This window comes from Rhodococcus sp. 5A-K4 (assembly GCF_046097995.1).
Taxonomy (GTDB): Bacteria; Actinomycetota; Actinomycetes; order Mycobacteriales; family Mycobacteriaceae; genus Rhodococcus_F; species Rhodococcus_F erythropolis.
Window position 1 is genome coordinate 16,203 of record NZ_JBJURM010000038.1, and the last position, 22,649, is coordinate 38,851.

The following is a 22,649-nucleotide window of genomic DNA, read 5'->3' on the forward strand; positions in this document are numbered from 1 at the left end:
ATGCGTGAAGTTATGCGTGAAGGTACGCGTATACACACGCGTGAAGTGACGCGGAATGAATGGCGGGTAAGTAAACGTGATGATCTGCGTGCGATCCCGTGTGAGGTAACACGGAGAACCACACGTGATGCTCTGCGTGTGAAACCGCAGGATGACGTGCGGAGCGTACAGCGGTTTGATACGCGGGTATGTCTCCGTGAAGCATCACGTGACTTCTCGCAGGATGAAGAGCGTGCACGAGGACGGGCAGTCGTGCGGGGTGCAGCTTCGGGTTCCTGTGCGGAATTGCGTGCGGACCGGCCTCCTGTGTCACAAGCGGAATCAGTTGGCGATTGACGTGCGGGTCGGCCTGCGTGCAGGTGTGTCTGACCACGTGCGTGTTCAGGATTCCAGACCCCGGCTTAACTTGCGTGATGCAACATGGATAGCAGTGCGTGAAGGTGTGCGTGAAATAGCTGTTTAGCTGTATTGATGGGGTGTCCTGCGTGGATCGCCGATGGTGCCACGCAGGACACGCTGCGATTTAATTCGATGCCCGAGGCCGGCGACGGTGCTCACATCTGCGGCCCGGGCGATGTCGTCAGCCCGGCGTAATCCGTCGAGTTCGACGGCGAGATCGACCAGAGTGTCTTCGAGGATGTCCTCTGCAGCCGCATAGAGGCTCCACAGTTGTTTGAGCTCCCATGCGCGGATTAGGGGGTTCGAGAAGTAGAGCCCGTCAACGATCTTCTGTACCCGCGCTACCTGGGCATTAGTGCGTTCATGTGCCTGCGACCAGATCGAGAAGTGGGAACTCGCCGAGCAAGTGACCACGGTCGTGTCTAGTTCGTGAGCAACTGTCGACCAGGATGTGGTCGTTTCGAGGCCTCTGCGCGCATGTCTGGCAGCCTCGCCGAATGCACGTTGACACACTGTGGCGTAGGCGGCGGCCGAGCGTCGTGCCTGGCTCAGTTCGCGCAGTTCAGACAGGGTGGTGAAACTTTGGCGTCCGCGAGTGAATTCGGTCGCGGCTAAAAGGGCGTCGCTACTTGTCCATTGAAAACGTGACTGTCTGTACTGGTCACGGTGCCAGCGAAGATCGTCGATCCATGCGGAGTTGAGCTTGAGGCCCATCTCGCTGTTGGGAACGGTCATAGAACAATGATGACACCACACCGGTGGTGTGTCATCAGTAGTCCTAGTTGCGTCCCAAACGGCGATAAATACTCTGGTGGTTCGAAATTAGGAGCCGATAACAAACGAGTGTTTCTCCTCGCGCAATAGCAAGTGTGCGAGTTCGAAGCGCACTCAAGATGGCATCAAAATCGTCCCAGTACCATCCCAGTATCTGTTTTGTGCAGGAACAAGCGTCCGGCACTATAGAATTGGGACGATACTGGGACGGCCCCGGTACGACTGTGACGTGGCTGTGAGTTTGTGAGGCCAGTACGCTTAAGCAAGCTAGTGCTCGCGCCTTGGTTGTAGCGGAATGATCCGATACGTTTCTCTAACGGCGACGACGGCGACTTGGGTGGAGGATTCGCGGGTCTTGGGTGGCTCGTCTTACCGAACCCAAGTTGTCCAGGGAGGGTTGTATAACTCTCAGCAGGTTCATTTTGGGTTTGAGCGAGCGCATCTCGTTCCCTGTTCAGTATCGGAGATTGACGTGACCAGCATGCACAACCAGGGCCCGACTGAGTTGACTGGCGGGCACCGGCCGCTCGCCGGCACCTTTCGCTCGGCAGCAGCCCGATCTCTCGAGGGCATCGCTACGGCGTACATCGAGGGTGACACCGACGAAGTTCAACACCAACTGGAAGCGCCCGCGCAGGCTGAGCGCCCCGCCGAGTTGGAAGCTCCTGAAAGTCAACAAGATCGGGAGCCAATCGACCGTTCCTCCGATCTGGAGGGGGGAGGGAAGTCCTCAAGTGTTCGGGTGCCGGCCAGGTGCTATGCGAAGCTCGAGGAATTGCGGGCGAGCACAGGGATGACGAACGGTCAGATCTTCATCGTCGCGATAGAAGCGACTCATGATCGGCTTCCGGAACTGCTCTATCCGGGCGGGCGAATCGGTGGCGGGTTGTTCGCGGCCCGAGGTATCCGCGCTAAAACGTCACGTGACGATAATGAGACGCAGGTGACTTACCGACTATTCCACGCGGACTTCGACGTTATCGATCACCTTGTCGCGGAACTTGGCGCGAAATCCCGCTCGCACCTGATCGCCGCGGCGCTGACCGGATACTTCTTCAAAGACGACGAACTCGGAACGTGACGCGGGGGAGTGGACGGGGAGAGCCTTCAACGTTTCCTGTTCGCTCGCACCCAAAGGGCAAGAACAAGCACGGGAGAGAGCGCGACGGGAACCGCAAGTACCCAATGAGAGGCCGTCCCAGCCTCAACCTCGCTGTTGATCAACGTCAGTAGCAGGGCTGCCACGAACCACAGGAACGCGACGTGGCGCCAGCGTAACCGCCGTAAGAACAGGATCAGGCCTGCAGGCATTTTCAGTTTCGACATTCGGTTTGGCATAGCTGACTCAATTCAGTTGGACATCGACCATGCGGCGTTGATCACCTGCTGAGAAGTAGGCGAGCGCGTCGAAGCACGCTGCCGCCGCTTCCGCCATGTGAACGGCGCTTTCGCGTGCTCGTACAGAAACACCCCACAGATTGCAGGTCTGTTCCGTGGTGGGCATATGGGTGGGTGGGATCCCCAATGCGCCGGCTGTCAGCTGACGGATATCGGAGTTCTGATGCCACGTCGGAGAAAGACCCAGTTCTACGAACAGACGTCTGAGGAGCCGGGTGTGCGCATCCGGGTAGAACCCCCCGGCGACCTGCCCTTCGATGTTGCGTGCCAGTGCCGCGAGTTCGGGGACTGCTGCAGCGTCGTCAGCGAGTGCGCCTTCGCCCGCCAGGATGATCTCCCACGATCGACCGCTACTCGTATCTATCGCTGCAATTTCCCGCACGCGCTGGTCGCCAGTGCTCGTCGCTGCCGTATGGAGATGGACGACGAACAAGTTGCGGTCGCTGTCGATGAACGGTGAAGGGGGAGCCATGTGGGGAGGCTATCTGCAGTCATGGACTACCCACCGCACTGAACTACCTCAGCTGGAATGACAGGGCGGCGGGGCACGATCGGGTTGGTCCGCGCTCATTCATCGCCGCAGTTGAGCACAGTCGTCTGAACGAGGACTTGGTTGCGGTAGGACAAGCAGCGGATGAGCACTGTTTTTAAGCGGGGAGAGACCCCCGATCGTGCCTTTGCCGGCGCTCGCGATGGTGGTGCATCGTGTGGACGGACATCGGCGGGGGCGCCGGGTGCCCCTGCCAAACCGCCCACGAACGGTGGAAAGGGCTGTCACGCAACAATGACTCCGGTGAGCAGTAACTACCGATTGATGGACACCACCTTCGTCTAGTCGCCGGGTTTCACACCAGGGGAATCATCCGGCTCCTCCGGCTTGTCAGGTGTCGTTCCGGATGTAGCACGGTATTTATCGGGCGGCCGATTGAACCCGTCGAGAATTTTTTGGTAGATGCTGCTCTGGTTGAAGTCGGAGATCAGACTTTGGTGGACGTTGGTCCGGCTCAAGTCGGAGATCAGATTGTGGTGGACGTTGGTCCGATTGAAGTCGGAGATCAGATTTTGGTACGCGTTCGGCTGGCTGAAGCCGGAGATCAGATTTAGATAGGAGTTGGCCGGCGGGTTGAGGTCGGCGAGTAGCTTTCGTGCGAAGAGCTCGCCGCTATCAACTCGCTCCCATGCCCGTCGCTGTGGATCATCCGCACTTGCGTCGATGGCGTCGATCGTCAACATTGTCACTTCATTCTGACTATTGACATCGATGCGACCGGAAATGATCAGCAGCTTCGACTCCACAGACACATCACCTTGAAAAGTCGTCACCTCGACGTCGGCCACGATGGTGCAGTTGAATCGTGCAGTCCAGGTGTTCGCAGCGCGCCGCGCAGCCTCGGTGAAACGAACTGCGTCACTCGCCCGAACGCTGGAAATGATTGTCGCCGAATATGTGTCCAAGGGAAGGGCGGCCGCGCGTGGTTCGACTGATGTGGTGAATAGCGTTTGAATCAGGCGATGATCCAGTTCGCTCCGATCGAGAGCCTCCCACAGCTCCTCACGTTCTGCATCGGAGAGCGGCGCGAACGTCGCAAGCAAATGTTCCTCAAGACGCCCCAATCCGCGCGCGTAGAACACCCGATCGATCAGGCCCTTAGAGACCAGCTCGGGGATCAACTCCGAGTGCCAAGCGAGCGGATAGTCCGATGTATCCCGCGTGTCCTTATCCTCGCGCTTACCGCCGAAATCGGTGTAGTTGTCGCTGACGAACCAAACATCGCAATTTGGGTGGTTCTCGGCCACTTTCAGCACGGTGAGCCAGATCAGGGTGTCGCGATACCCATCTTTCAGGTACTCCTCTTTGCCGTTACCGGCCCTTCCATACGGTGCCCGTCGCTCGGACGCTCTACGTGCGATGTCCAGGTGATCGATGATTGTTGGCAGAGGAGTGATCCCAATCTCCAGCTCTTCTAGCCTGCTGTGGAGCGCACTCTCGTAACTTTCATTACGCTCGGCGGCCGCATCAATTACTGCTTGAAGCTCTTTGTCGAGGCGACGGCCCCACGAGGAGGTAGAGATCTGTTCTAGCTGACTGAGTTTTGGCTCCCACTGACGTCGTACGACATTCACCGTTTCCATGAGCACGACCTCGGGCACCGTGAAACTGAGTCCCCAGTCAGTGGTGTGGGCATGAAGTTGAGTCCATTCTCCAGAATCCAAGAACGGACTTCGCGTCAGGATGTTCGTATCGAGGATGATGATCGATGTGCTCATGCCGGATGATTCTGCCTGACGTGCATTGATCTACCTCGCACACTGAGCCAAATCTCAAGACCAACGCCCTCGTACGTCTTCCCTTTGCGATCAGAACACAAGGATCGCATTCGAGCCTGGTAGATCCCCATCGACCGAGCGCTGCGAGATCCGGCCGATCTCATTCTTGGCGATACCGATACGTTCTGCGACCGCCGCACGAGTCCGTCGGCTAATAGTGCATAGACCGCTTGCTCTCTGACGAGTTCTGCGACGAGGTTGGCAGCCGCACGTGCGCCGTGAGGCGTCAGTCGATCAAGTTCGGTACACCCAGTATCAATGTCGCTCCGAAACCGAAGTATCCGCAGAGAGTGATGATCGGGATCCATGCGAGCGGAGCTGCGATCGAGCGTCTTCGCTTCCGCCGACGGATCGCTGCCCATATACAGAAGCTGATCGCGATCAGTGCCGCCGCGATGACCGCGTACCCGATTGACTCTCTCATGTCTTCGCCGGATGGCTGAGATTTTTCAATGTTCCGTCCTTCGGAAGTTGCCGACACAGGGCATATCGCGGAGATGGAGAAGGTCCGCATCGCAGATTCGGTGCGGACCTTCTTGCTGTTTGACGAGGGCGGCGCTTGGGACGGCGTCCGATTAGTTCTTCATGGTCACAACATGATCCACGCGAACGCTGCAAATGCGAGCACTGCACCGCCCACGAATGCGACGGCAAGGTATCGAAGGGCTGGAAGTAGGGCCCATACCGTCGCCGAGAGCGCGGTGAACGCCAGTATCGGCACCAGGAAAAGTTGCGGGAACCAGTGCCAGGACGACGGGACTACTCTGCCGCTGAAATTCCAGGCGATGGCCCCCAGCGCGGCGCCGACCAGGATCTGGGCAAGTGCGGTGACCACGTGCGCGGACCTGCGCATCACGGTGTTGCCTGTCGGTGATGTCATCGGTGCTCCTAAAGGTGGTCTACGGTCCATTGAAGTACAACAACGCGTTGCCGTCAGTATTGGATGACGGCGAGGGCACGCCAGTCATCGGAATCTTCGTCGCTGCGCGCGCTCTGGTCACACACTCGTTGATGATTCCGGCGGTGTCGTCATCATGGCGCAACCCGACTGCGATGCCGGTCTCGTTGTTGTAGAAGTCCATGTCTCGAGAGGCTTGCGAATACGCCGGATCGCTTGGTGCCGAGGGGCTGTCAGTTTCGTGAGCGTCGGCGAAAGTACGGGCGTAGGTTTCCGTCGACCATGCTGTCATCATCCCCATCCATATGCAGTGACGAGCCGCATCGCGGCGATCGTCGACCCCGTTGTAGCCCTCGGAATCAGGGAAGTACTTTTCGGATTCGTCCCAGGGGACAGAGTCCGCTCCTCGGCGACTGACATTGAAGCAGTAGAAGTAGTTGCTGTCGCAGGCTGCTTGCTCATTCGGACCGAGATCGTCGTACGCGTCGATGCGATCGCTCTTGTACTCCCGATCGACCGGCCGGACCAAGCCCGGAACGGGAACAGGCCCGATGATGGAAGGCGCGGCCGGAGAGGTGCTTTCAGCAGTAACCTGCGACGACTTCTCAGTGTCGTCGAGTACATCGACGCTGGCCTCGTCGAGTGGGCGTGAATTGTCTTCCCGCTGAACGCCCGGGGACGACGTCGACGGCAGCGATCCAGGGACCGAAGGAACGGTCACGATGGGCGTTCCGTTGTAGGTCGGGAAGTTCGTCGGCGCATTCGCCCCGACGTTCGGGCCACCGCCCGGAGACTGCGCAGTGGGCAACCCTTGCGTGGTCGTGGGCGGGGATGTCGTAGTCGTCGGTGCCGTTCCCGGATCGACGCACACGTACGGGACCGGTGGGGCCGGGGCAGGGCCGGGATTCCCCGGATGTGAGGCAGCCCAGGTCGCTGCCCACGCACTGTTGTACGCGGATGTTTCCCGGGCACAGCGCTCCGCCGGGGTTTCCGCGTCGGCAATCGAAGTCGACACCCCGACGATCAGTCCGGCCGCCGCCGCAATCGCCAACACGGCCGCCGGCGCTCTCGAACTCCACCTCATCCGGTACCCCTCATTACAGATAGCTGCAAACTAACTTCGAATGGAAGGAAACGTACCAACCGGACCGGAAAACTATGTCTCCGAAAGTCGCGGAAGAGTTCAAACTAGGGTCCTCACAAGCGTGTTCGCTCTCCCTGTACGTCGCTCACCTGCTTGTTTCGCATGGGAATGGAGGGTGACGCGGAACACCATCACAACCCGGTCACGGATCGCTGATTTGTAACCAGACAGATCTCCCTAGGCGCAGCGACGACACCATGTATCGCAAGTTTAGGCTAGCCATGCTTTACTTTTTCGAGTGACAACAACTCTCAGTGCTCGCCTGTCCAGCACCAGCGACTATGCGATCGCGGCCTTCCGCATCGTCATCGGCTTCCTCTTCTTCTGCCACGGCACCACGAGCCTGTGGTCGTGGCCGACCGAACCCTATGGCGGAACCAATGCAGCGTTCGGCGCCTGGCCGGGATGGTGGGGAGCCATCATCCAGATCGTCGGTGGCATCGCTCTGATCCTCGGCATCGGCACCCGACTCGCCGCCTTCGTCAGTTCCGGATCGATGGCCTACGCGTACTTCTGGAGCCACCAGGAAATGGGTGCGCTACCGATGCAGAACGGCGGAGAATCCGCCGCCCTGTTCTGCTGGGCCCTGTTCCTTCTGGTTTTCGTCGGTGCGGGAACTCTGTCCGTCGACCGCGTCCTGGAGCGTCGCCGCAGTAGGTTGCACATCGCCGACGGTGGAAGCTCCGCACTGGTCGACGCCTGACCTTCCCGATCCCGTCCATCAAACGAACGTCAGACCTTGGCGCGTCGACGCCGGCCGAGTCATAGAAACCTTCCACTACATCAGCGCCGACGTTTACGACGCCCGCAAGCACGGCGGGGGACAACCGCTGGCCAGTATCCGCGTGAACGGATCCCACGAGACTAGCGGTGTAGACAAGCGAAAAGGGTCCCACCGGGTGACGGTGGGACCCTTCTCTGGCCATGCGGATCTTTTGAAGAATGTCAGGCGGTCACTTTTGCGATGGCGTCGCGGAAGTGGTTCGTCAGATCCTGGAGGGCGGTCGTGCCGGCGGAGTCGATGACCATTTCGCCGTAGCTCTGATGAGCTCCGGAACCGATGAACGAAGCGAACTTCAGTCCTTCAGTCCCGATCTGTGCCAGTGCATCGGCGCCGTCAGAACCTGCCAGTGCGGTGAGGTTCGAGGCGAGACCACCAAGGTCCCCGGCCTGGGACTGCTGCGTGAGCTGCTGGCTGGTCACCGACGATGTGGACGCAGCTCCCAGTTTGGCCGGATCAGTCTTCTGTCCACCCCCGAGCGTGCCGACTGCGATCTTCGCGAAGTCGAGGATGTGGGGGAGTGCACCGAGACCGGCTCCGATGACATCGCCGGTTTCGATCGCATGCCAGAGCTGCTTCTGCAGTTCGCCGGCGGAGTTGGCCAATCCGATGATGTCGAGGTTGCCGACGAGTCCAACGATCATCGACACGATCTGAGCGGTACCGGACGGATCGGGGATCATCGCGATGAGCGATGCTGCGGTCTTGTAGTCCAGCCCGGCAGCGAGCTTGACGAGTGGTTCGAAGAGAACATTGATTCGGTCGAACTCGGCGTGCACGGCCTTGACCTTCGCCATGGGATCGAGTGCGGGGTCGAGAACGATCTGCGGGATACGAGTGACGAAGATGTCCGCGACAGCAGGGATGTTGTTGGCCAATGCGAAGGCATTCGTCCCGATGTGGGTGACCTGATCGATCAGGACGCTTGGCTTGATGATCGAGAGCGCGTTCGCGGCAATGGAGAGTCCATCCGCCGGGGTAGCAGTCAGAGGTGAGACCTGATTGGTGAGAGTGTCGACGGAGGCCTGCAGCTGCGGTACCTGCGCCGCGCCTGTGGCTCCCTGGACTGTCTTCGCGATCGTGTCGGCAGCCTTCAATGCGCCGGCTACATCGATGCCCTTGACCGTCTCGACGATTTTGCCGGCCGCGAACTCAGGCGTGGATGCGTCCGCTGTCTGGAGTGACTGCTCGACAGCGGGATTCTGTGTCACCCACTTGGTCGTATCGGCAACAGGGACCAGAGTGTTCGCAATGTCGGATGCCGCTTGGCCCACGCTGGCAAGGTCGGGGGAGCCAGATTGGAGCTGCTTCTGCAGTGTGTCGACGTTGCCGGCAAGGCCCGGGAGGTCGACCTTCGAGTAGTCCGAAACCAAGGCGTTCTGTAGGGCCGCGGTGTTGGGCTGAGAACCGTCACTCTGCTGTGGACCGGATGCAGTAGGAGGCTGGGAAAGCACTCGGCCGAGCCCGGCGAGAAGCCCGTCCTTGTTGCTGTTCGTCGAGCAGTAGAGATCGTCAGGTGCGCAGTACGACCGCGTTACCGCCGCGGTCTTTCCGAATCCACCTGGCCGAGCCCCCGCAATACCAACTCCGTCGACAGGTGGACCAACGAGAGTGTTGTCGCCGTTCGGACTCTGTCGGGGATCGGCAACCAGGCCGACTGCGATCAGCTTCTCCGAGGGAATCGGCCCCTTGTCGTGACCGATCAACCACGTCAGATCGCCCGCGACATCGGCACCCTGGCTGTAGCCGCCGAGAGCGAAGACAGTGTTGGCACACTGCGCTGCACGTGTCTGCATAACTTTCGCGGCGGCCTCTATTCCGGTGGCCTTACTGGTTCCGTAGGTCTTGCCCTTGTTGAACGCTGATGCTTCGTATGCCGGGTAGGTGACTTTGATGGAGCTTCCGAACTGCTGCACAAGTGGGTCCGTTACTTGCTTGAGAAGACCAGTCGCGACTGAAGGATCAGCAGCCGAATCTGTCTCGAAGGTTCCGGTCAGCATGACCACCTCTGCGGTGGGGCATCCTTCAGAACCAGGTGCCGCGTGAGCGGTCCCCGGCGTCGAAATCATGAGCAGAGTTGACGCCACGGCTGCTGTGAGGACGGCTGCCGATCCGGTCGAGAATGCGCGTCGGTAGCCGGCGGATGTGGAATCGGTAGTCATCATTACGGGTCTCTTTTCGTGAGCGATTACAGCGAGGGAACGGTGGAAAGCCCGCCGCTCGAATGTGCGGTCAAGGTGTTCGGGAGAAGATCGACCACGGTGAAGACAGCGCGGTGAGCGAGCGACATCGCCTGTCCAAAAAATTCGGGATGAGTCGCGGAAGGAATACGTAACGCAGCGTCGAAACTCCCCGCATTCTCGAGCAATAGGGACGATTCGCTCAGAACGAAACCAGCGATCAGGAAGCACACCACCAAAGAAAGTGTGTCGAGGGTTCGAGTCATCACAGAACCAGTTCGACCGGTCGAGCGCTGCGCGATGCACGGGCGAAGCGCGCATGATCGGTCGCCTGATTCGAAGTTCCCATGCTCTTCCGGATCTTCGACACCGCTCGATAGAGCCTCTGACGAAGTGCGGCCGATGTCATGCCGAGCTCAGTTGCAATCGATGTCAGATCGGTGTCTGTCTGGTCGAGATATGCGCGTTGAATGAGATCTCGGTCGACGCCGCTGATGACTCCGTTTCGTACCGACCATGCGAGCAAATCCTGGGCGAGAAATGGGCTCTCGATCTCAGCCTCAGGAGCATCTGAACGATCCATCAGATCGGATGCGGGGATCTCGCCGGCGAAGGTGTTTTCGTGTGCGATCTTCTTCAAAGTCCGCAAGAAGAGTGCTGCATAAATGTTCTCTCCGGACGGGCGATAGTCGGCGATCAATGACATGAAGGTTGCGATGGTTGTGGCGGCGCGCTCGTCGTAGGCGTGGTAAGAATCGAAGCCCGTCACTCGTGCGTGACGGGTCAACGAGATGAGCTTTCCGAGCATCAGCTGCAACAGCGCTCGGCCGGCAAGAACGCTGCCTTCCTGGTGGAGGGTCAGCAGTGCCAGCAGTACGGCGTCGCGATCGAGGCGATGGGCGCCAGCCAAGTCGTTGAGTTCTTGCACCTGCTTCAGGGCCGACTGATTGACCGACCATGTGAGCACCTCGGCCGCTGCTGAGGGTCGTGCGCACAGCTGCATCCATTCGGTGTTCAGGCGGCTGTAGAGGTCGCCTCGAGTCGCGTCGTGGGACGGCAGGGCGGACGACGAATGGCTGGGTGCGGTTGCTGCGTGGGTGGACATTTCCACGGGTCTCCTCTGTGCGCGTGCGAGGTTGGTCTCGCGCCCAGTAGAGCAGCCCTATATTGCCTCTGAACTGCATGTTTGTTGTTGCCCGAGGTGTGTTTGTTGTTGCCGGAGATGTTGTTGCCGCGCGCTTTGCCGTGAGTGGATGCGCATGCATCGAGGGCGCCGACGTGCACGTTTGAACCTCTGGCAACAAGCACCTGGCCGCCCTCGAAAAAAACTTAGAAAAAAGTTTGGCGAGCTCTGTCACTCAGGTCTTCGCGCCCGGATCTTCCTACAAGTAGAAGCCCACAAATTCGGTGCGGCTTTCACACTCGCCAGTCGCCAGGAGGACCGGATGCACGACTCGATGCAAGCGCTACTGCACGATCTCGGCTACGCCCATGCCATTGCTGAGGAGATCCGTCGAGTCGCCGCGGCTCTCACACGAAACCCATTCGACGAAGAAGCCAGCGCCGCGCTCTCGTTGTTGGTATTCGCAGAGGCGCCGGCCGCTCGTGCAGCGCTTACGCGGGCAATGAGCGCCGACATCTCGGACGGCAAATCAGACCACGACTCGTCCGAGCAGCCGTCCGAGGCAGGTATCCGATGAACATCGATTGGAAGAAGATCAACAACTTCGGACGCACTCCGAAAAGGAAACAGGAAGGCTCTGTCGCCGCAGATTCCGCCGAGACGATCGTTGATGAAGTCGATGAGATGGAGGAGCGTGCCCGCGCCGAGAGGGCTCAATGGGGCCTCCGGCAACAGTGGACAACCCGCGCAATTCGCGCAGCCATCATCGCCGCTCTGATCGCAGGAATTGCCTCACTGCTGCTCGTCGTATTCGGCTCTTCTTCAACTCCGGCAATCGTCAAAGCAACTGAGAACGGAGCGCAAAACATTGATACCGCAGCACAAGCCCAAGCCGAAGATGTAGCCCGTCAACTGGTCGTGGCGTGGCTTCAAGGAAGCCGAGGAAACGAACGCGAAATTGAACGATTTGTTGCCACGCCACCGAACCTCCCGGCATCTGCGCTCTACGTCGCGACGGACCCCGCCATCGCGTCGATCGCCTTTGATCGCGACGCACGAACCTACGCCGTGACGGTATCGGTCTCCGTGCGCCCCGCCGCCGACACCTCAGCAACGACCGTTCGGCGCTACTTCCAAGTTCCTGTTGTTGTGACCGAATCCGGTGCACGCGCCGCCACGCTTCCTTCCGAAGTCGCGCAGCCATCGACAGCCGTGGACGTCAAACTCGGCTATAAATTCCGCGTCGCGAATCACCCGATCGGAACGTCGGCCAACCAGTTTCTCTCCGCCCTCCTGACGGGCAACGGCGAGGTTGCCCGGTACCTGACGCCGGGGGTCTCCATCGCGCCGATCGTCCCGGCGCCATACCGCAGCATCGCACTCACCGATGTGCTGTCGTCAGTCGATCTCAGCGCCTCGAACTCGGCAGCACCGCGTTCTGACGGCGACGTTGTGCGCCTGTTGATCACTGCATCTTTGAAGATCACCGATTCTGAATCCGTCAACGGTCAATACGCGCTGACGATGACTTCCCGCGGCGGCCGCTGGGAAGTCAGCGCCATCGACTCGACGCCGCTCTTCGCTACTGCTCCTCGCCGCGAGGCCGATTCGTCGCCCACGAGCGCTCCGAGCACGTCGACCCCCAAGAGCACTCCTTCTACTTCCGCATCGACATCCGGAGTGCCGACTCAGGCCCCGGCACCAAGCCAAACACCCGGATCGACGCTTCCAGCTGTCGGCGAAGTCCCACTGTTTTCCCCTTCAGGAAATTGACTCCTCGAACCGAAAGGTGACCCATCATGTTCATCGCACTCGCCGCCGCTGACCCCAACACCGCGATCGTTGCAGCCGGCGTCTTCGACAAGATCGGAGAGCTGACCGAGAACGGAAAGCTCGCCCTCCAATCCGCAGCCAGCTGCCTGGTCCTGTTCTTCCTTCTCCGGAACTTGATGCAGTCCTTCACCATCGCTCGGCTGGTCGTGACTTCCCTCATCGGTGCTGTAGCGCTCTGGGTGGTCTTCAACATGGATTCCCTCAAAGACCGAACTGGAGAGGACCTGGCCATCTCTGTCGTGCAGGTCGTAGAAGCACCGGACCCTGGCCTGGATCTGCCGGTGTAAACGGCGACTGGAGACCAGTCGAATCGCCCTTCACCGACCCTGACAAAGGAGGACTGCAGATGTCCGAGGTAACCACCGCGGCAACGGACGCGACCACACGAGCACACCGACAGAACTCCTCACGCGAGTCGGTGCACGCATGAACGACGACAACAACGTCGAAGTCATCAAGGACTTCACAACAGCTCGAAGTATTCCTCAGCTGATCGGCCGCACACCCGACGGTAAGAAGCTCCCTTTCGGCCCCTACACAGTCCCTCAAGCTGTTAGTGGCGCCGCTGTCGGAGCAATCCTGTGGCTCCTGCATCCGTTGTGGCTCGGCGACAGCATCACGTGGAACGTCGGATTTTTCGTTGCATGCTGCGGCGGCACGGTGTTCGTCGTCGGCAAGCTCCGATTGGCCGGCCGCAGCCCGGCATCTGTCGCTCAAGGGGTCAAAAAGGCAGTCTTCGCATCGCCTGAGGCCAAGCTCAAGATCAACGGAAAACGCGTGAATATCCGAGCACCGCACCTTGTTCACGCCGGCGGCTACATCACTGCCGATCCGCGCATCGAGGACCAACTCGTCGCTGCTGTAGAACCCGAATCCCCTTCCGAATTTGTACCGGTCGCACCCAACGCTGTCGGCACTCGGTCGCGACCTCAGGAACTGCCCGTCCTCTCACCAAACGATCCCGCCCCGCGCCCCGGCCGTTCGAGCGTCAAGGAACTCCTTGCGCTGGCCACCGCCGGAAACTCCGAGTAGAAAGCGATTCGCCGCAATGGAACAGCCAACTCTGTCAATGGCAGCAAATATCCGGTGGACGAAATCCGGTGTCGTGTGGGCCGACTACGTACTGAGCGGGATGGACTACGGCTACCGACCCAACGTCGACAAGCGCACCGCCCGGACTCTGCACACGATGCTTGTGCGCGCACTGCCCGGCGAGTCGATGTTGATGGGCATCGCCTCATCGCTGAGCGCCGAAGCGGTCGTGGCGAGGATGACCGAGGGCGTTGATCTTGACGTCCACACAGACTGGGCGATCGAATGCGAGGCCACCCTCGACTCCATCGAGCTCTATCGCCCCGGCCAACGAGTGTTCTATCTGAGCATCCCTCTGACAACGACAGGACTCGCCGGACAAGCAAAAGCCGCCACGCACGCGGCATGGTCGTCGCTGTCGGACTTCATCGGACTCCCTCGAACTTCCGTCCCCGAAGATGAGGTGCGGGCGCGAATTCGTCAGGCGGATCTCATCATCGCCGACATCCCCGCAGTCTTCGAGGCTCGGCCGGCAACACCAGCACAGATGGTTTGGCTCTGGCAGCACTCCATGAGCCGCGGCCTCCATGTCGATCGAGACATGCCTGGCGCCGCGTCCACGCCTTCCCCGAAATCGGGAGCGGCTCTTGCCCCAGCACGACTCGACGAAGGCGCGCAATCAGATCGTGATGAGCCCACGACTTGGTGGCGTCCGAAGGTCCCCACATTCAGTCGAGTTCTCAAGATCGATCAGCCCTACGACATCGATGATCGACCGGCGTCGTACCAAGTAATTCTCGCGCTAGCGGACATGCCCTCCGGTGGTGTCCTCTTTCCCGGCTCGGAATTCTTTTCCCTGGCGGACGACTTCGGAGACATCGACGTCGATTTCGTTGCTCGACTCAAGGTGACAGCAGGCGCTGACGTGATGCGCGCGAACAAGCGTGCGCTGGAAAACCTCAAAGAGCAGTACGAGCAGCGGGAAGGCGAGCTGGCAGGTGGACAGGGCGCCCTTGATATCGCAGCCTCTGCACTGACCGAGTACAGCTCGCTTCTCGAAACCAACCGTGACGAGGTCGAAGTCGCCTGGACAGCGCTTTTCGCCGTAGGCGCGTCGACCGAAGAGCAGGCCCTCGCTGATGCCCAAACAGTGAAGAAGTCCTTTGAGCATCAGGACTACAAGCTGGTCGCGCCGCTCGGTTTTCAAGAGGACCTGTGGTGGGCGATGATTCCCGGCGTTCCGACGTCGAAGATCGTGCGCGAATTCGGGCACATCACCACCTCGACACATTTCGCGGCCTACATGCCGTTCACTCGCAACGATCTGGGCGACAGTTCCGGACCCCTGCTGGCACTGAACATCACGGCAGCCCGGATCGGTGCGGTGTTCAACGACATACTCGGTAAGTCCCTCCGGGACCAGTCCTCTTCGTGGGCTGTCACCGGGGAGCTCGGATCCGGAAAGTCCGTCACCATGAAGGTGATCGCCGGTCACGTCGTCGACTGCGGCGGCCAGGTCATCGGCATCGATCAAAGTGACCTCGGCGAATACGCCAACTGGGCTCGGGCGGTCACTGATGCGGTCATCGTCGATCTGGTCGAACCCGATTACAGCACCGACCCACTGCGGATCTTCCCGCCCAACATCGCGGCGGAGATGACGCAATCGGTGATGCTGGCCTTGCTGCGAATCCAGCCGACATCAACACACGGCAAGGCGCTGGCCAAGGTGCTCGAACCGTCCTATCGCACCAGTCACCCCTACGCAGGGCTGGGCGAGCTCACCGAGCACCTCCTCTCCGACGACTGCCTGATCGCCGGCGCCCACGACCTCGGCGAGGAGATGAACGTCTACGCCCGATTGAGCTATGCCGCAGCGCTCTTCGCGAAGGATCTTCCGGCGTTGCCGATCACCGCACCCGCGATCATCTTCCGAACCCACCGCGTCGAGCTCCCCACCCAGCTGCAGACAGAGAAGCAGCACCTGTACGACAATCTGCCGCTCGAGAAGCGATTCGGTCACGCCGTCTACACACTCATCGCGAAGATCGCCCGCGGGCAGTGCTTCGCCGACTCCGATCAGATGGCGCTGTTCCTCGTCGACGAAGCCCATCACCTTCTCAATGCCGACGACGGTATCGACATCATCGAAGATTTCGTTCTTCAAGGCCGAAAGTCCTCTGCAGCAGTGGGATTAGGTGATCAGGACTGCGCCTTCGGAACACCGAAACTTCGTGGCCTCATCAAAACCCGATTTGTTCATCGCCACACCGACGAAGGCCTCGCCAAGCGCGCGATCGAGTGGCTGGGCCTGGACCCAGAGAACCGAGACCTGGTCAAAGAGCTCACGGAGCAGACAGCGCCGGTCACAGGCCAGGACGGCTACGTCGAGCCGCATCGCCGAGGCGAGGGCTACATGCGCGACGGCGGGGGAAACGTCGGCCGCATCAAGACACTTCTCCCCGCCACCGAATCGCGCCGTGAAGCCGCACTGACCACCCCGAAAGACAACAAGAAGCTGGTGAAGGCATGACCTCGACCGCGGCGCACCCCCTCGACCAGGACGTTGTCGAGGGCCGTCCCGAAGCCCGCGAGTACTTCAGCGTCCGCGCCGCGGTCACACACTCACTTCGCTGGCTCCTGCACTTCGCCGGCAGGCTCGCCAAAGCCTGGATTCCCGAATCCTGGTTGGTCGTCATCATGTACGTGAGCAAACCGATCTCTCGCTGGCTGTGGTCACGCTGGTGGAGCCGCCTGCTCATTCGGGTGGCCGCTGGATGGCACGCCCTTGGTGCGCTATTGCTGATTTTCGCAACGCCCGCGGCCGCAGACCCCAGCGGAGGAGGAGGTGCATCACCGTTCTTCGCGTGGATGGCACTCAAGGACACGCACGGAATCGACGCCTGGAGCTACTTCCTCTCGATCGACAAGGGCAACGCCTCGATGGGCGGCGGCTGGAGAATGATCTGGGCCTACATCATCACCCTCGAATACGAGATCTTCCGATTCCTGATGGCGACCGCGATCTGGTTCATCACCTACGCGTTGTCCTTCGACTGGATCGAAATGATTCTCACGCCGATCCGCACCATCGCAGACTCCGTCACTTCGATCACCGACCAATTCGCGCTCACCCCACTGATGTTGACGATCGCCGGATTCAGCGTGGCCGTGTGGTTCGTACGCGGCCGCTTCTCCACCGGCATCTACGAACTGCTCATGTCGTGCGTCATCGCGGCCGCGGCCGTCGGATTCCTGGCCAACCCGCTCGACCGGGTCGTCGGGAACGACGGCCTGGTTTTCGCTGCACGCGATGCCGGACTCGAAGTCGCGTCGGGACTGGCGAACGGTGGGAACACCAGCGGCAACGCCGATCAACAGATCGACACCATCAAATCGACCCTCGTAGATACCTTCCTGCGCCAACCCACCCAGCTGATCAACTTCGGTGTCGTCCTCGATGCGCCGGACAACAACGGCAAGTGCGTCAAGGAATTCGACGAGGCGTACGCCGCAACCCCGGACGGGCCCGGGGTCATGGACAAGGTGGAAGAGAAGGTCGGTGACATTCTTCCCGGCGCGGGGGCAGCCCTGGACCTGATCAACCCGGACGACAAGCCCGAAGACCGCATCAAAGACGCGATCGCGGCATGCGACGGCGATGACGGTCCGATGAAGCAATACGCCGACAACCCGGGCCCGGGTCAAGCTATGGGCCTGCTCTTCTTGATCTTCGCCGGCACCCTGCTGATGGCCTTCGCGATCTACCTGGCGGGCAGGCTGGTACTCGCGGCCGGGGTGTCGATCGGCAACGCCATCAAATCCATCCCTGGCATCGTCGTCGCCATCGCGCCGTCGATGCGTGGACAGTTTTGGCGCACAATCGCCAACGTCGCGATGGCGCTGCTGCAGATGATGTTTTCCATCGTCTTCCTGGTCGGATACGTGCTCGTCGTCCAAGACCTTTTCGCTTCAGACGAATCGAACCTCATCCGCACCGTCTTCTTCGTCGACATCTTCCTGATCATCGCGCTCCTCCTCTTCCGCCGCGCGATCAAAGGACTGCAACGGATGTCGGACAGTCTGGCGTCGATTTTGGCGAAGCGCCCCGATGCCGCACCCACATCCATCACCAGATCTACCCCGACGTCGGGCCGCGATATCGCGTTGATGGCTGCACAGGGCCGACAGATCTACCGTGGCGGCAAGGCCACGGTCCAGGGTGCAGGCAAGATCGCGAAGAAGGCGACTACTTCAACCAAAGCCGTTGGCTCAGTAGCTGGCACAGCGACATCGACTGCGGTTACGGGAGGCGTCGCTGCCGCAGTCTGGGCGGGCACGAAAGCAGTCTCTGGAGCGAAGAAGGCCAAGAAGTCGATCGACAATCTCTCCGACCCGGACACGATGGCCCGTTCACAGTCCTCGGGCTCACGGTCCTCTACGAGCTCACCGAGCCGTGGAACCGGTACGGATAGCGCGGCGGCCGCGGTGCGCAGTCGACTTTCGAAGGCGGCTGTTGCAGACAAACCGGGCATCAAGAAGTCGATCGCCACAGCACCGTCGGGGCTTGCTCCGGAGCGCGGACAAGTTCGCAGTTCAGCATCAAAGACCGTTGCACCAGACGGTCGGGCTTTCCGCGAATTCACCACCGATTCCGGCGCACCGCTGTTGTTGCCTACTACTCCTACCCGCGCTCCGAAGGCGCCGAAGCCAACCGCCGCGCCGGCACGTCCACCAGCTGCTCCAGTTGTTCCCGCCGTCAACATTCCCACCGGTTCCGGCTCGAGAACCGCAGGACTGATTGCGGCGGCAGCTCAAGCCGGAGCAGGTAACGCGAGGACCCCGCAGCCGAGCTCGCTGACCCGGCGGCCGCGCTGATGACGCTCCTGGCGGCACCACCGTCCCCTGATTCGGAAAGTTCGTCGAAGAAGTGGTGGTGGATCCTCATCTCCGTGCCGATCGTGTGCATGGTCGTGTTGATGGCGCCGGTTCTCGTCATCTTGTCCCTCACCGGTGAGGACACCACCTGCGGACAGCCGACCGGTACCGACATTCGTGCAGACGGATCCTTGGTAGGTCTGAAACCTGGATCGCTGGCAGTTCCGATGGCCGAAGGTACGTACACGATCAGCTCGCCGTTCGGCATGCGAGAAGGCGGAATGCATGACGGACAGGATTACGCCGCCCCATTGGATACCCCCTTCTACGCCGCAGGCGACGGCGAAGTCGTCGTCGCCGGACCGGCCTCGGGCTACGGACACTGGATCCGCATCCGGCACACCATCGATGGGCAGACCGTCGAATCTCTCTACGGACACATGACCGCAGCAGGAGTGCTCGTCAAAGCCGGCGACAAGGTCACCGCAGGCCAACTCATCGGCAAAGTCGGCAGCGAAGGACAGTCCAGCGGCCCGCACCTGCACTTCGGTATCTACCCAGGACAATGGTCGATGGGCGGTGGAGTGGACCCGGTTTCCTGGCTCAAGCAACGAGGAACCGCCTCCCCGGCAGCAGCCTCCGTCCCCGCTCAGCCCGACGCAGAGTTGGTGGCGAAATCCACCCCGGCCGGCACGGGCGGTCTCAACGCCAGCCAAACAGCGCTGGCGAAACAGGCTGTCGCCATAGGTGAGTCCATGGCCGTTCCTGATCAAGGAATCGTGGTTGCCCTGGCCACCATGAGCCAGGAATCGACCTATCGAATGCTCGCCAGCTCCAACGTGCCCGAGTCGCTGCAGTATCCCCACGACGGCGTCGGAAGCGATCACCTCTCGGTCAATCAATACCAACAGCAAGTCGGCATCTGGGGTACCGCGGAAGAGTTGATGAACCCCGTCACGGCGAACGTCAAATTCTTTGACGCGTTGCTCAAAGTTTCGGGCTGGCAAACCATGCCAGTCACCGTCGCCGCCCAAACCGTGCAGGGATCGGCTCACCCGGAGGCATACGCCGACGACGAAACGCTCGCTCGGCAACTAGCTTCGCAGTTCAAAGGTTCAGGCAAAGACCTGACGCCGCAGGAGCTGGCAGACATCGTCAAGGGTGGCGCCGCAACAACGATCATCGATGGCGGCGCTTGCGCGCCTGGGACCTCGAACCCCGGTGGACCTCAGTTCAAGCCGGGTGGGCCGTTCGGAGCGAACGTGATCGCTGCTGCCTCCCAATGGATCGGAACAACGTACGCGTGGGGAGGCGGAGATCAGAACGGTCCAACGAAAGGCATCAGTGATGGTGGCGGGGCAGGAGATGCGAACGGCGATTCGAACAAGGTCGGCTTCGACTGCTCAGGCTTGACGTTGTACGCGGTTTACCAAGCCTCCGGTGGCCAAATTTTGCTCCCTCACTTCACCGGAAGTCATTCCAACCCCGGCCAGCTGTATGACTCCCGCGGCCAAGACATTCCGTTCGACCAGAAGCGTCCAGGTGACCTGATCTACTTCGGCGCAGGTGGCGATACCCATCACGTCGGCATTTTCTACGGCACCGAAAACGGTCAGGACATGTTGCTCAACGCCCCGGAATCGGGGAAAAGCGTCTCGATCATGCCGCTCTCCGGCTGGGCCGGCGAAGAGATGTACGTCAAACGATTCGGATAGGAACCTTCATAATGATTACTCGAAATCGCTCGCTCGCTCTTGCTGCTCTCACATCTGCCGCGTTGGTACTGACAGCGTGCGGAGGAAGCGACGAACCCGAAGATCATCCGGTGGAAACGAGCGCCGAAGCCGACAGCTCGTGGACGGTGCCCCCACTCCCATCGACAGACGTCTTCGCTGAAAGTGGCCAGTCCGGTTCGGCGTCGACGACAGTTCCATCGCCGTCGACCGCTCCTTCAGCACTGACCACCACTCCGCCTCCAGTGCTCCCCGACACACTGGCCGGAGCCAACGAGAACGACGCGCAGTCGGTCATGCTCGCCGCCGCTCGTACCCTGCTCTCCTACGCGCCAGGCAAGGACGTAAACCAATCCGCGGCAGCGCAACGGGCGGCGCCGCTCCTCGACGAGAGGTACTACGCCGCGAACGCCGACTCATTCATTGCGCTCGCACCCATCACCGGCAAGCAATGGCAGAACTGGGCAGACGACCATGCGATCGTCATTGCCACAGCGAGTATCGCCGGCGACGAACACCCTGCTGATCAACCCGAAAAAGTTTCCCGCGTTCTAGCAGTGACGCAGACTGCCACCGGACCGGATGGAAAAGAACTGAGCAAAAACACCTTCGCCGTCTACATGAGTGCCATCAAACTCGGCGTCTGGCGTGTGAGCGCCGTAGCCGTCCGATGAGCCAGGAGTGGTCCACTCATCTCCCACAGCACAAGCCTGCGCCGTGGCAGATGAGTGGACCACGCGAGAAATTCGGCCCGATTCGGAGTCGAAACATGTCAACGAGGCTCGTCCGGTGTTATTGCCACAGTCCCGGCGAGGTGTGTTCACGTCAACCGCGGACCCAACATCCCCTTTTGCAGGAACCTGGCGTTGAGCAGCAAGAACGACCGCTTGGCAACAACGCGCATCGATCGAATTCGGATCACTGACACCCCTTTATGAATCGCCAATCCTGGTTGGCCTCCAAAAAGGTCGACGCGCTGGACCGAGAAGGTTGGCGGCTTCATTCACTGCGTCGCTCGTGTGATCGGACTCGGTCAGTAGAGCGGTCGATGTCGGACCGTTGCGCCCTCGTCCACTGGAGACCGCAGCGACTTCGGAAACTGTGGGAACTCCTCGCACTCCGTCCGGCTTCATGACAACGACGACGTTGACGACCTCGTGAATGAATTTTTCGATGTCCTCGATTCCGTCGGCACGCACACGAGTGGTCTCTGTGACTGGTAGTGCCGCGAAGTTCGCGGCCATTCGCGATAAGGCCTCGTCGGCAGTCTGCCCCTGAATCGTCGCCAGCGCCCCGCACACATTTTCGGAGACGAACCGAGTGAAGAAATGCCCATCACCAGGCTCGATGATCTCGTCCACGACCAGGTACTCGAGTTGTTGCCGACTCAGCGAGAACTCCCAATCCAGTGATGGAGTGAGACCTGAGGGAACTTCGGCAACGACCGCATTGTTCAAGTGAGGAACGAGCTCGTCGAGTCCTTTCCAGCGCGCCACGATGCCGACTCGTGCATCCTCACGGATACCTCTGACCAAGGCGTTCAACAGGGCGTTGCGCCCGCTGCCGATCGGTCCGGCGATGACGACAACTCGGCCCACGGCAACGCAATGCTCTAGAAATGCTGCGGTGCCATCGCTGAGCACGCCGTCCTCGATCATTCGAGACAGGGTCCACGAGGACAGACTTGGGACTGAGGCTTCGATCTTCTTCACTGCAGCGAGCGCCGATGCGTAAGTCCCGCCGTGCAGTATCTGGTGTTCTCGGGCAGCTTTCTTACGAGCCGAATTCGAGACCATGAGTGTGCTCCGATCACTGGGCGCGTTGACGGGTGCCCCGCATGTACCCATCAAGGGGTCAGTGTCGAAAAGCATCCGCGGATCCGGAGGACCTTCCCCAACTTTGTGCCGAAACGACGATGCGGGCGCCTGCTCGAACATGGGTGGGAGTCACGCGAAACGACTCGACACCGAACATATCGCAGACACCGGACAAGGACAGGCTCGCGACGTTGATTCCCTCATGGGAGGGGCGTGGGTGGTGATCGGGAGAAGACACTTCTGCGGTTGTCTGCCTGGGTGCGACGAGGACACAAGGGCCGGTTCGGGCCCTCGTTTCCAAGGCCGCAACCAGCTGAACAGCGCGAATTTG

20 protein-coding genes are annotated in these 22,649 nt (G+C 60.5%); 10 read left to right on the forward strand and 10 right to left on the reverse strand.

Annotated elements, in window-relative coordinates; genetic code table 11:
- Positions 1 to 459 precede the first annotated feature (459 nt).
- Positions 460 to 1,134: a hypothetical protein gene (locus ACKAMS_RS30585; protein ID WP_118603967.1), complete on the reverse strand. Its 675-nt coding sequence runs from the start codon at positions 1,132 to 1,134 to the stop codon at positions 460 to 462.
- 436 nt (positions 1,135 to 1,570) lie between these two features.
- Between ACKAMS_RS30585 and ACKAMS_RS30590 the strand changes: the two genes are divergently transcribed.
- On the forward strand, positions 1,571 to 2,254 hold the full coding sequence (locus tag ACKAMS_RS30590) for a hypothetical protein (protein ID WP_238704736.1): 684 nt from the start codon (positions 1,571 to 1,573) through the stop codon (positions 2,252 to 2,254).
- A 264-nt stretch (positions 2,255 to 2,518) separates the two neighbouring features.
- On the opposite strand, the gene ACKAMS_RS30595 is transcribed toward ACKAMS_RS30590, so the two are convergent.
- From ACKAMS_RS30595 to ACKAMS_RS30615, 5 genes are all read right to left on the reverse strand, one after another.
- Positions 2,519 to 3,043, reverse strand: coding sequence for a hypothetical protein (locus tag ACKAMS_RS30595; protein ID WP_238704737.1), 525 nt, complete (start codon positions 3,041 to 3,043; stop codon positions 2,519 to 2,521).
- Positions 3,044 to 3,402: 359 nt separating this feature from the next.
- A complete protein-coding gene (locus tag ACKAMS_RS30600; protein WP_118603970.1) occupies positions 3,403 to 4,839 on the reverse strand; it encodes a PIN domain-containing protein in 1,437 nt (478 codons plus the stop codon).
- A gap of 286 nt (positions 4,840 to 5,125) precedes the next feature.
- Positions 5,126 to 5,323, reverse strand: a complete 198-nt coding sequence (locus ACKAMS_RS30605; RefSeq protein WP_118603973.1) for a hypothetical protein — start codon at positions 5,321 to 5,323, stop codon at positions 5,126 to 5,128.
- Between the two features lie 165 nt (positions 5,324 to 5,488).
- Entirely contained in the window at positions 5,489 to 5,779 is a 291-nt protein-coding gene (locus ACKAMS_RS30610; RefSeq protein WP_118603976.1) for a hypothetical protein, read from the reverse strand.
- A 19-nt stretch (positions 5,780 to 5,798) separates the two neighbouring features.
- A complete protein-coding gene (locus ACKAMS_RS30615) occupies positions 5,799 to 6,881 on the reverse strand; it encodes a DUF6973 domain-containing protein (protein WP_147343753.1) in 1,083 nt (360 codons plus the stop codon).
- Between the two features lie 298 nt (positions 6,882 to 7,179).
- On the opposite strand from ACKAMS_RS30615, the gene ACKAMS_RS30620 reads away from it, so the two are divergent.
- Positions 7,180 to 7,644 (forward strand): DoxX family protein, encoded by a 465-nt coding sequence (locus ACKAMS_RS30620; protein ID WP_118603985.1) that lies wholly within the window; start codon positions 7,180 to 7,182, stop codon positions 7,642 to 7,644.
- A 242-nt stretch (positions 7,645 to 7,886) separates the two neighbouring features.
- Here ACKAMS_RS30620 and ACKAMS_RS30625 read toward each other — a convergent pair whose 3' ends face one another.
- Genes ACKAMS_RS30625 through ACKAMS_RS30635 form a run of 3 tightly spaced genes read right to left on the reverse strand, consistent with a single transcriptional unit; the run spans position 7,887 to position 11,007 of the window.
- Positions 7,887 to 9,887, reverse strand: coding sequence for a cutinase family protein (locus tag ACKAMS_RS30625; RefSeq protein WP_118603988.1), 2,001 nt, complete (start codon positions 9,885 to 9,887; stop codon positions 7,887 to 7,889).
- A 23-nt stretch (positions 9,888 to 9,910) separates the two neighbouring features.
- Positions 9,911 to 10,168 carry a hypothetical protein gene (locus ACKAMS_RS30630; RefSeq protein WP_118603991.1) on the reverse strand — a complete coding sequence of 86 codons (258 nt, stop codon included), beginning with the start codon at positions 10,166 to 10,168 and terminating at the stop codon, positions 9,911 to 9,913.
- Positions 10,168 to 11,007 carry a sigma-70 family RNA polymerase sigma factor gene (locus ACKAMS_RS30635; protein WP_181991956.1) on the reverse strand — a complete coding sequence of 280 codons (840 nt, stop codon included), beginning with the start codon at positions 11,005 to 11,007 and terminating at the stop codon, positions 10,168 to 10,170. Before ACKAMS_RS30635 ends, ACKAMS_RS30630 begins: the two co-directional genes overlap by 1 nt.
- 340 nt (positions 11,008 to 11,347) lie before the next feature.
- On the opposite strand from ACKAMS_RS30635, the gene ACKAMS_RS30640 reads away from it, so the two are divergent.
- From ACKAMS_RS30640 to ACKAMS_RS30675, 8 genes are all read left to right on the forward strand, one after another.
- Positions 11,348 to 11,602, forward strand: a complete 255-nt coding sequence (locus tag ACKAMS_RS30640) for a hypothetical protein (RefSeq protein WP_118603997.1) — start codon at positions 11,348 to 11,350, stop codon at positions 11,600 to 11,602.
- Positions 11,599 to 12,798, forward strand: coding sequence for a conjugal transfer protein (locus ACKAMS_RS30645; RefSeq protein WP_118604000.1), 1,200 nt, complete (start codon positions 11,599 to 11,601; stop codon positions 12,796 to 12,798). The genes ACKAMS_RS30640 and ACKAMS_RS30645 overlap by 4 nt, the downstream gene beginning before the upstream one ends.
- Positions 12,799 to 12,824: 26 nt before the next feature.
- A complete protein-coding gene (locus tag ACKAMS_RS30650; RefSeq protein ID WP_118604003.1) occupies positions 12,825 to 13,145 on the forward strand; it encodes a hypothetical protein in 321 nt (106 codons plus the stop codon).
- A 139-nt stretch (positions 13,146 to 13,284) separates the two neighbouring features.
- Positions 13,285 to 13,890: a hypothetical protein gene (locus tag ACKAMS_RS30655; RefSeq protein ID WP_118604006.1), complete on the forward strand. Its 606-nt coding sequence runs from the start codon at positions 13,285 to 13,287 to the stop codon at positions 13,888 to 13,890.
- Between the two features lie 37 nt (positions 13,891 to 13,927).
- Positions 13,928 to 16,423, forward strand: a complete 2,496-nt coding sequence (locus tag ACKAMS_RS30660; RefSeq protein WP_238704739.1) for an ATP-binding protein — start codon at positions 13,928 to 13,930, stop codon at positions 16,421 to 16,423.
- Entirely contained in the window at positions 16,420 to 18,768 is a 2,349-nt protein-coding gene (locus tag ACKAMS_RS30665) for a hypothetical protein (protein ID WP_118604012.1), read from the forward strand. Before ACKAMS_RS30660 ends, ACKAMS_RS30665 begins: the two co-directional genes overlap by 4 nt.
- Entirely contained in the window at positions 18,768 to 20,483 is a 1,716-nt protein-coding gene (locus ACKAMS_RS30670; RefSeq protein WP_118604015.1) for a peptidoglycan DD-metalloendopeptidase family protein, read from the forward strand. Before ACKAMS_RS30665 ends, ACKAMS_RS30670 begins: the two co-directional genes overlap by 1 nt.
- Before the next feature lie 11 nt (positions 20,484 to 20,494).
- Positions 20,495 to 21,175, forward strand: a complete 681-nt coding sequence (locus tag ACKAMS_RS30675) for a hypothetical protein (protein ID WP_118604018.1) — start codon at positions 20,495 to 20,497, stop codon at positions 21,173 to 21,175.
- Between the two features lie 258 nt (positions 21,176 to 21,433).
- On the opposite strand, the gene ACKAMS_RS30680 is transcribed toward ACKAMS_RS30675, so the two are convergent.
- A complete protein-coding gene (locus ACKAMS_RS30680; protein ID WP_147343754.1) occupies positions 21,434 to 22,297 on the reverse strand; it encodes a hypothetical protein in 864 nt (287 codons plus the stop codon).
- Positions 22,298 to 22,649: the final 352 nt, after the last annotated feature.

Excerpts from the sequence above, each read along its gene's own strand:
- ACKAMS_RS30585 (WP_118603967.1), bottom strand. The coding sequence starts at position 1,134 with ATGACCGTTCCCAACAGCGAGATGGGCCTCAAGCTCAACTCCGCATGG.
- ACKAMS_RS30595 (WP_238704737.1), bottom strand. The coding sequence starts at position 3,043 with ATGGCTCCCCCTTCACCGTTCATCGACAGCGACCGCAACTTGTTCGTC.
- ACKAMS_RS30600 (WP_118603970.1), bottom strand. The coding sequence starts at position 4,839 with ATGAGCACATCGATCATCATCCTCGATACGAACATCCTGACGCGAAGT.
- ACKAMS_RS30605 (WP_118603973.1), bottom strand. The coding sequence starts at position 5,323 with ATGAGAGAGTCAATCGGGTACGCGGTCATCGCGGCGGCACTGATCGCG.
- ACKAMS_RS30610 (WP_118603976.1), bottom strand. The coding sequence starts at position 5,779 with ATGACATCACCGACAGGCAACACCGTGATGCGCAGGTCCGCGCACGTG.
- ACKAMS_RS30615 (WP_147343753.1), bottom strand. The coding sequence starts at position 6,881 with ATGAGGTGGAGTTCGAGAGCGCCGGCGGCCGTGTTGGCGATTGCGGCG.
- ACKAMS_RS30625 (WP_118603988.1), bottom strand. The coding sequence starts at position 9,887 with ATGATGACTACCGATTCCACATCCGCCGGCTACCGACGCGCATTCTCG.
- ACKAMS_RS30630 (WP_118603991.1), bottom strand. The coding sequence starts at position 10,168 with ATGACTCGAACCCTCGACACACTTTCTTTGGTGGTGTGCTTCCTGATC.
- ACKAMS_RS30635 (WP_181991956.1), bottom strand. The coding sequence starts at position 11,007 with ATGTCCACCCACGCAGCAACCGCACCCAGCCATTCGTCGTCCGCCCTG.
- ACKAMS_RS30640 (WP_118603997.1), top strand. The coding sequence starts at position 11,348 with ATGCACGACTCGATGCAAGCGCTACTGCACGATCTCGGCTACGCCCAT.
- ACKAMS_RS30645 (WP_118604000.1), top strand. The coding sequence starts at position 11,599 with ATGAACATCGATTGGAAGAAGATCAACAACTTCGGACGCACTCCGAAA.
- ACKAMS_RS30650 (WP_118604003.1), top strand. The coding sequence starts at position 12,825 with ATGTTCATCGCACTCGCCGCCGCTGACCCCAACACCGCGATCGTTGCA.
- ACKAMS_RS30655 (WP_118604006.1), top strand. The coding sequence starts at position 13,285 with ATGAACGACGACAACAACGTCGAAGTCATCAAGGACTTCACAACAGCT.
- ACKAMS_RS30660 (WP_238704739.1), top strand. The coding sequence starts at position 13,928 with ATGGCAGCAAATATCCGGTGGACGAAATCCGGTGTCGTGTGGGCCGAC.
- ACKAMS_RS30665 (WP_118604012.1), top strand. The coding sequence starts at position 16,420 with ATGACCTCGACCGCGGCGCACCCCCTCGACCAGGACGTTGTCGAGGGC.
- ACKAMS_RS30670 (WP_118604015.1), top strand. The coding sequence starts at position 18,768 with ATGACGCTCCTGGCGGCACCACCGTCCCCTGATTCGGAAAGTTCGTCG.
- ACKAMS_RS30675 (WP_118604018.1), top strand. The coding sequence starts at position 20,495 with ATGATTACTCGAAATCGCTCGCTCGCTCTTGCTGCTCTCACATCTGCC.
- ACKAMS_RS30680 (WP_147343754.1), bottom strand. The coding sequence starts at position 22,297 with ATGGTCTCGAATTCGGCTCGTAAGAAAGCTGCCCGAGAACACCAGATA.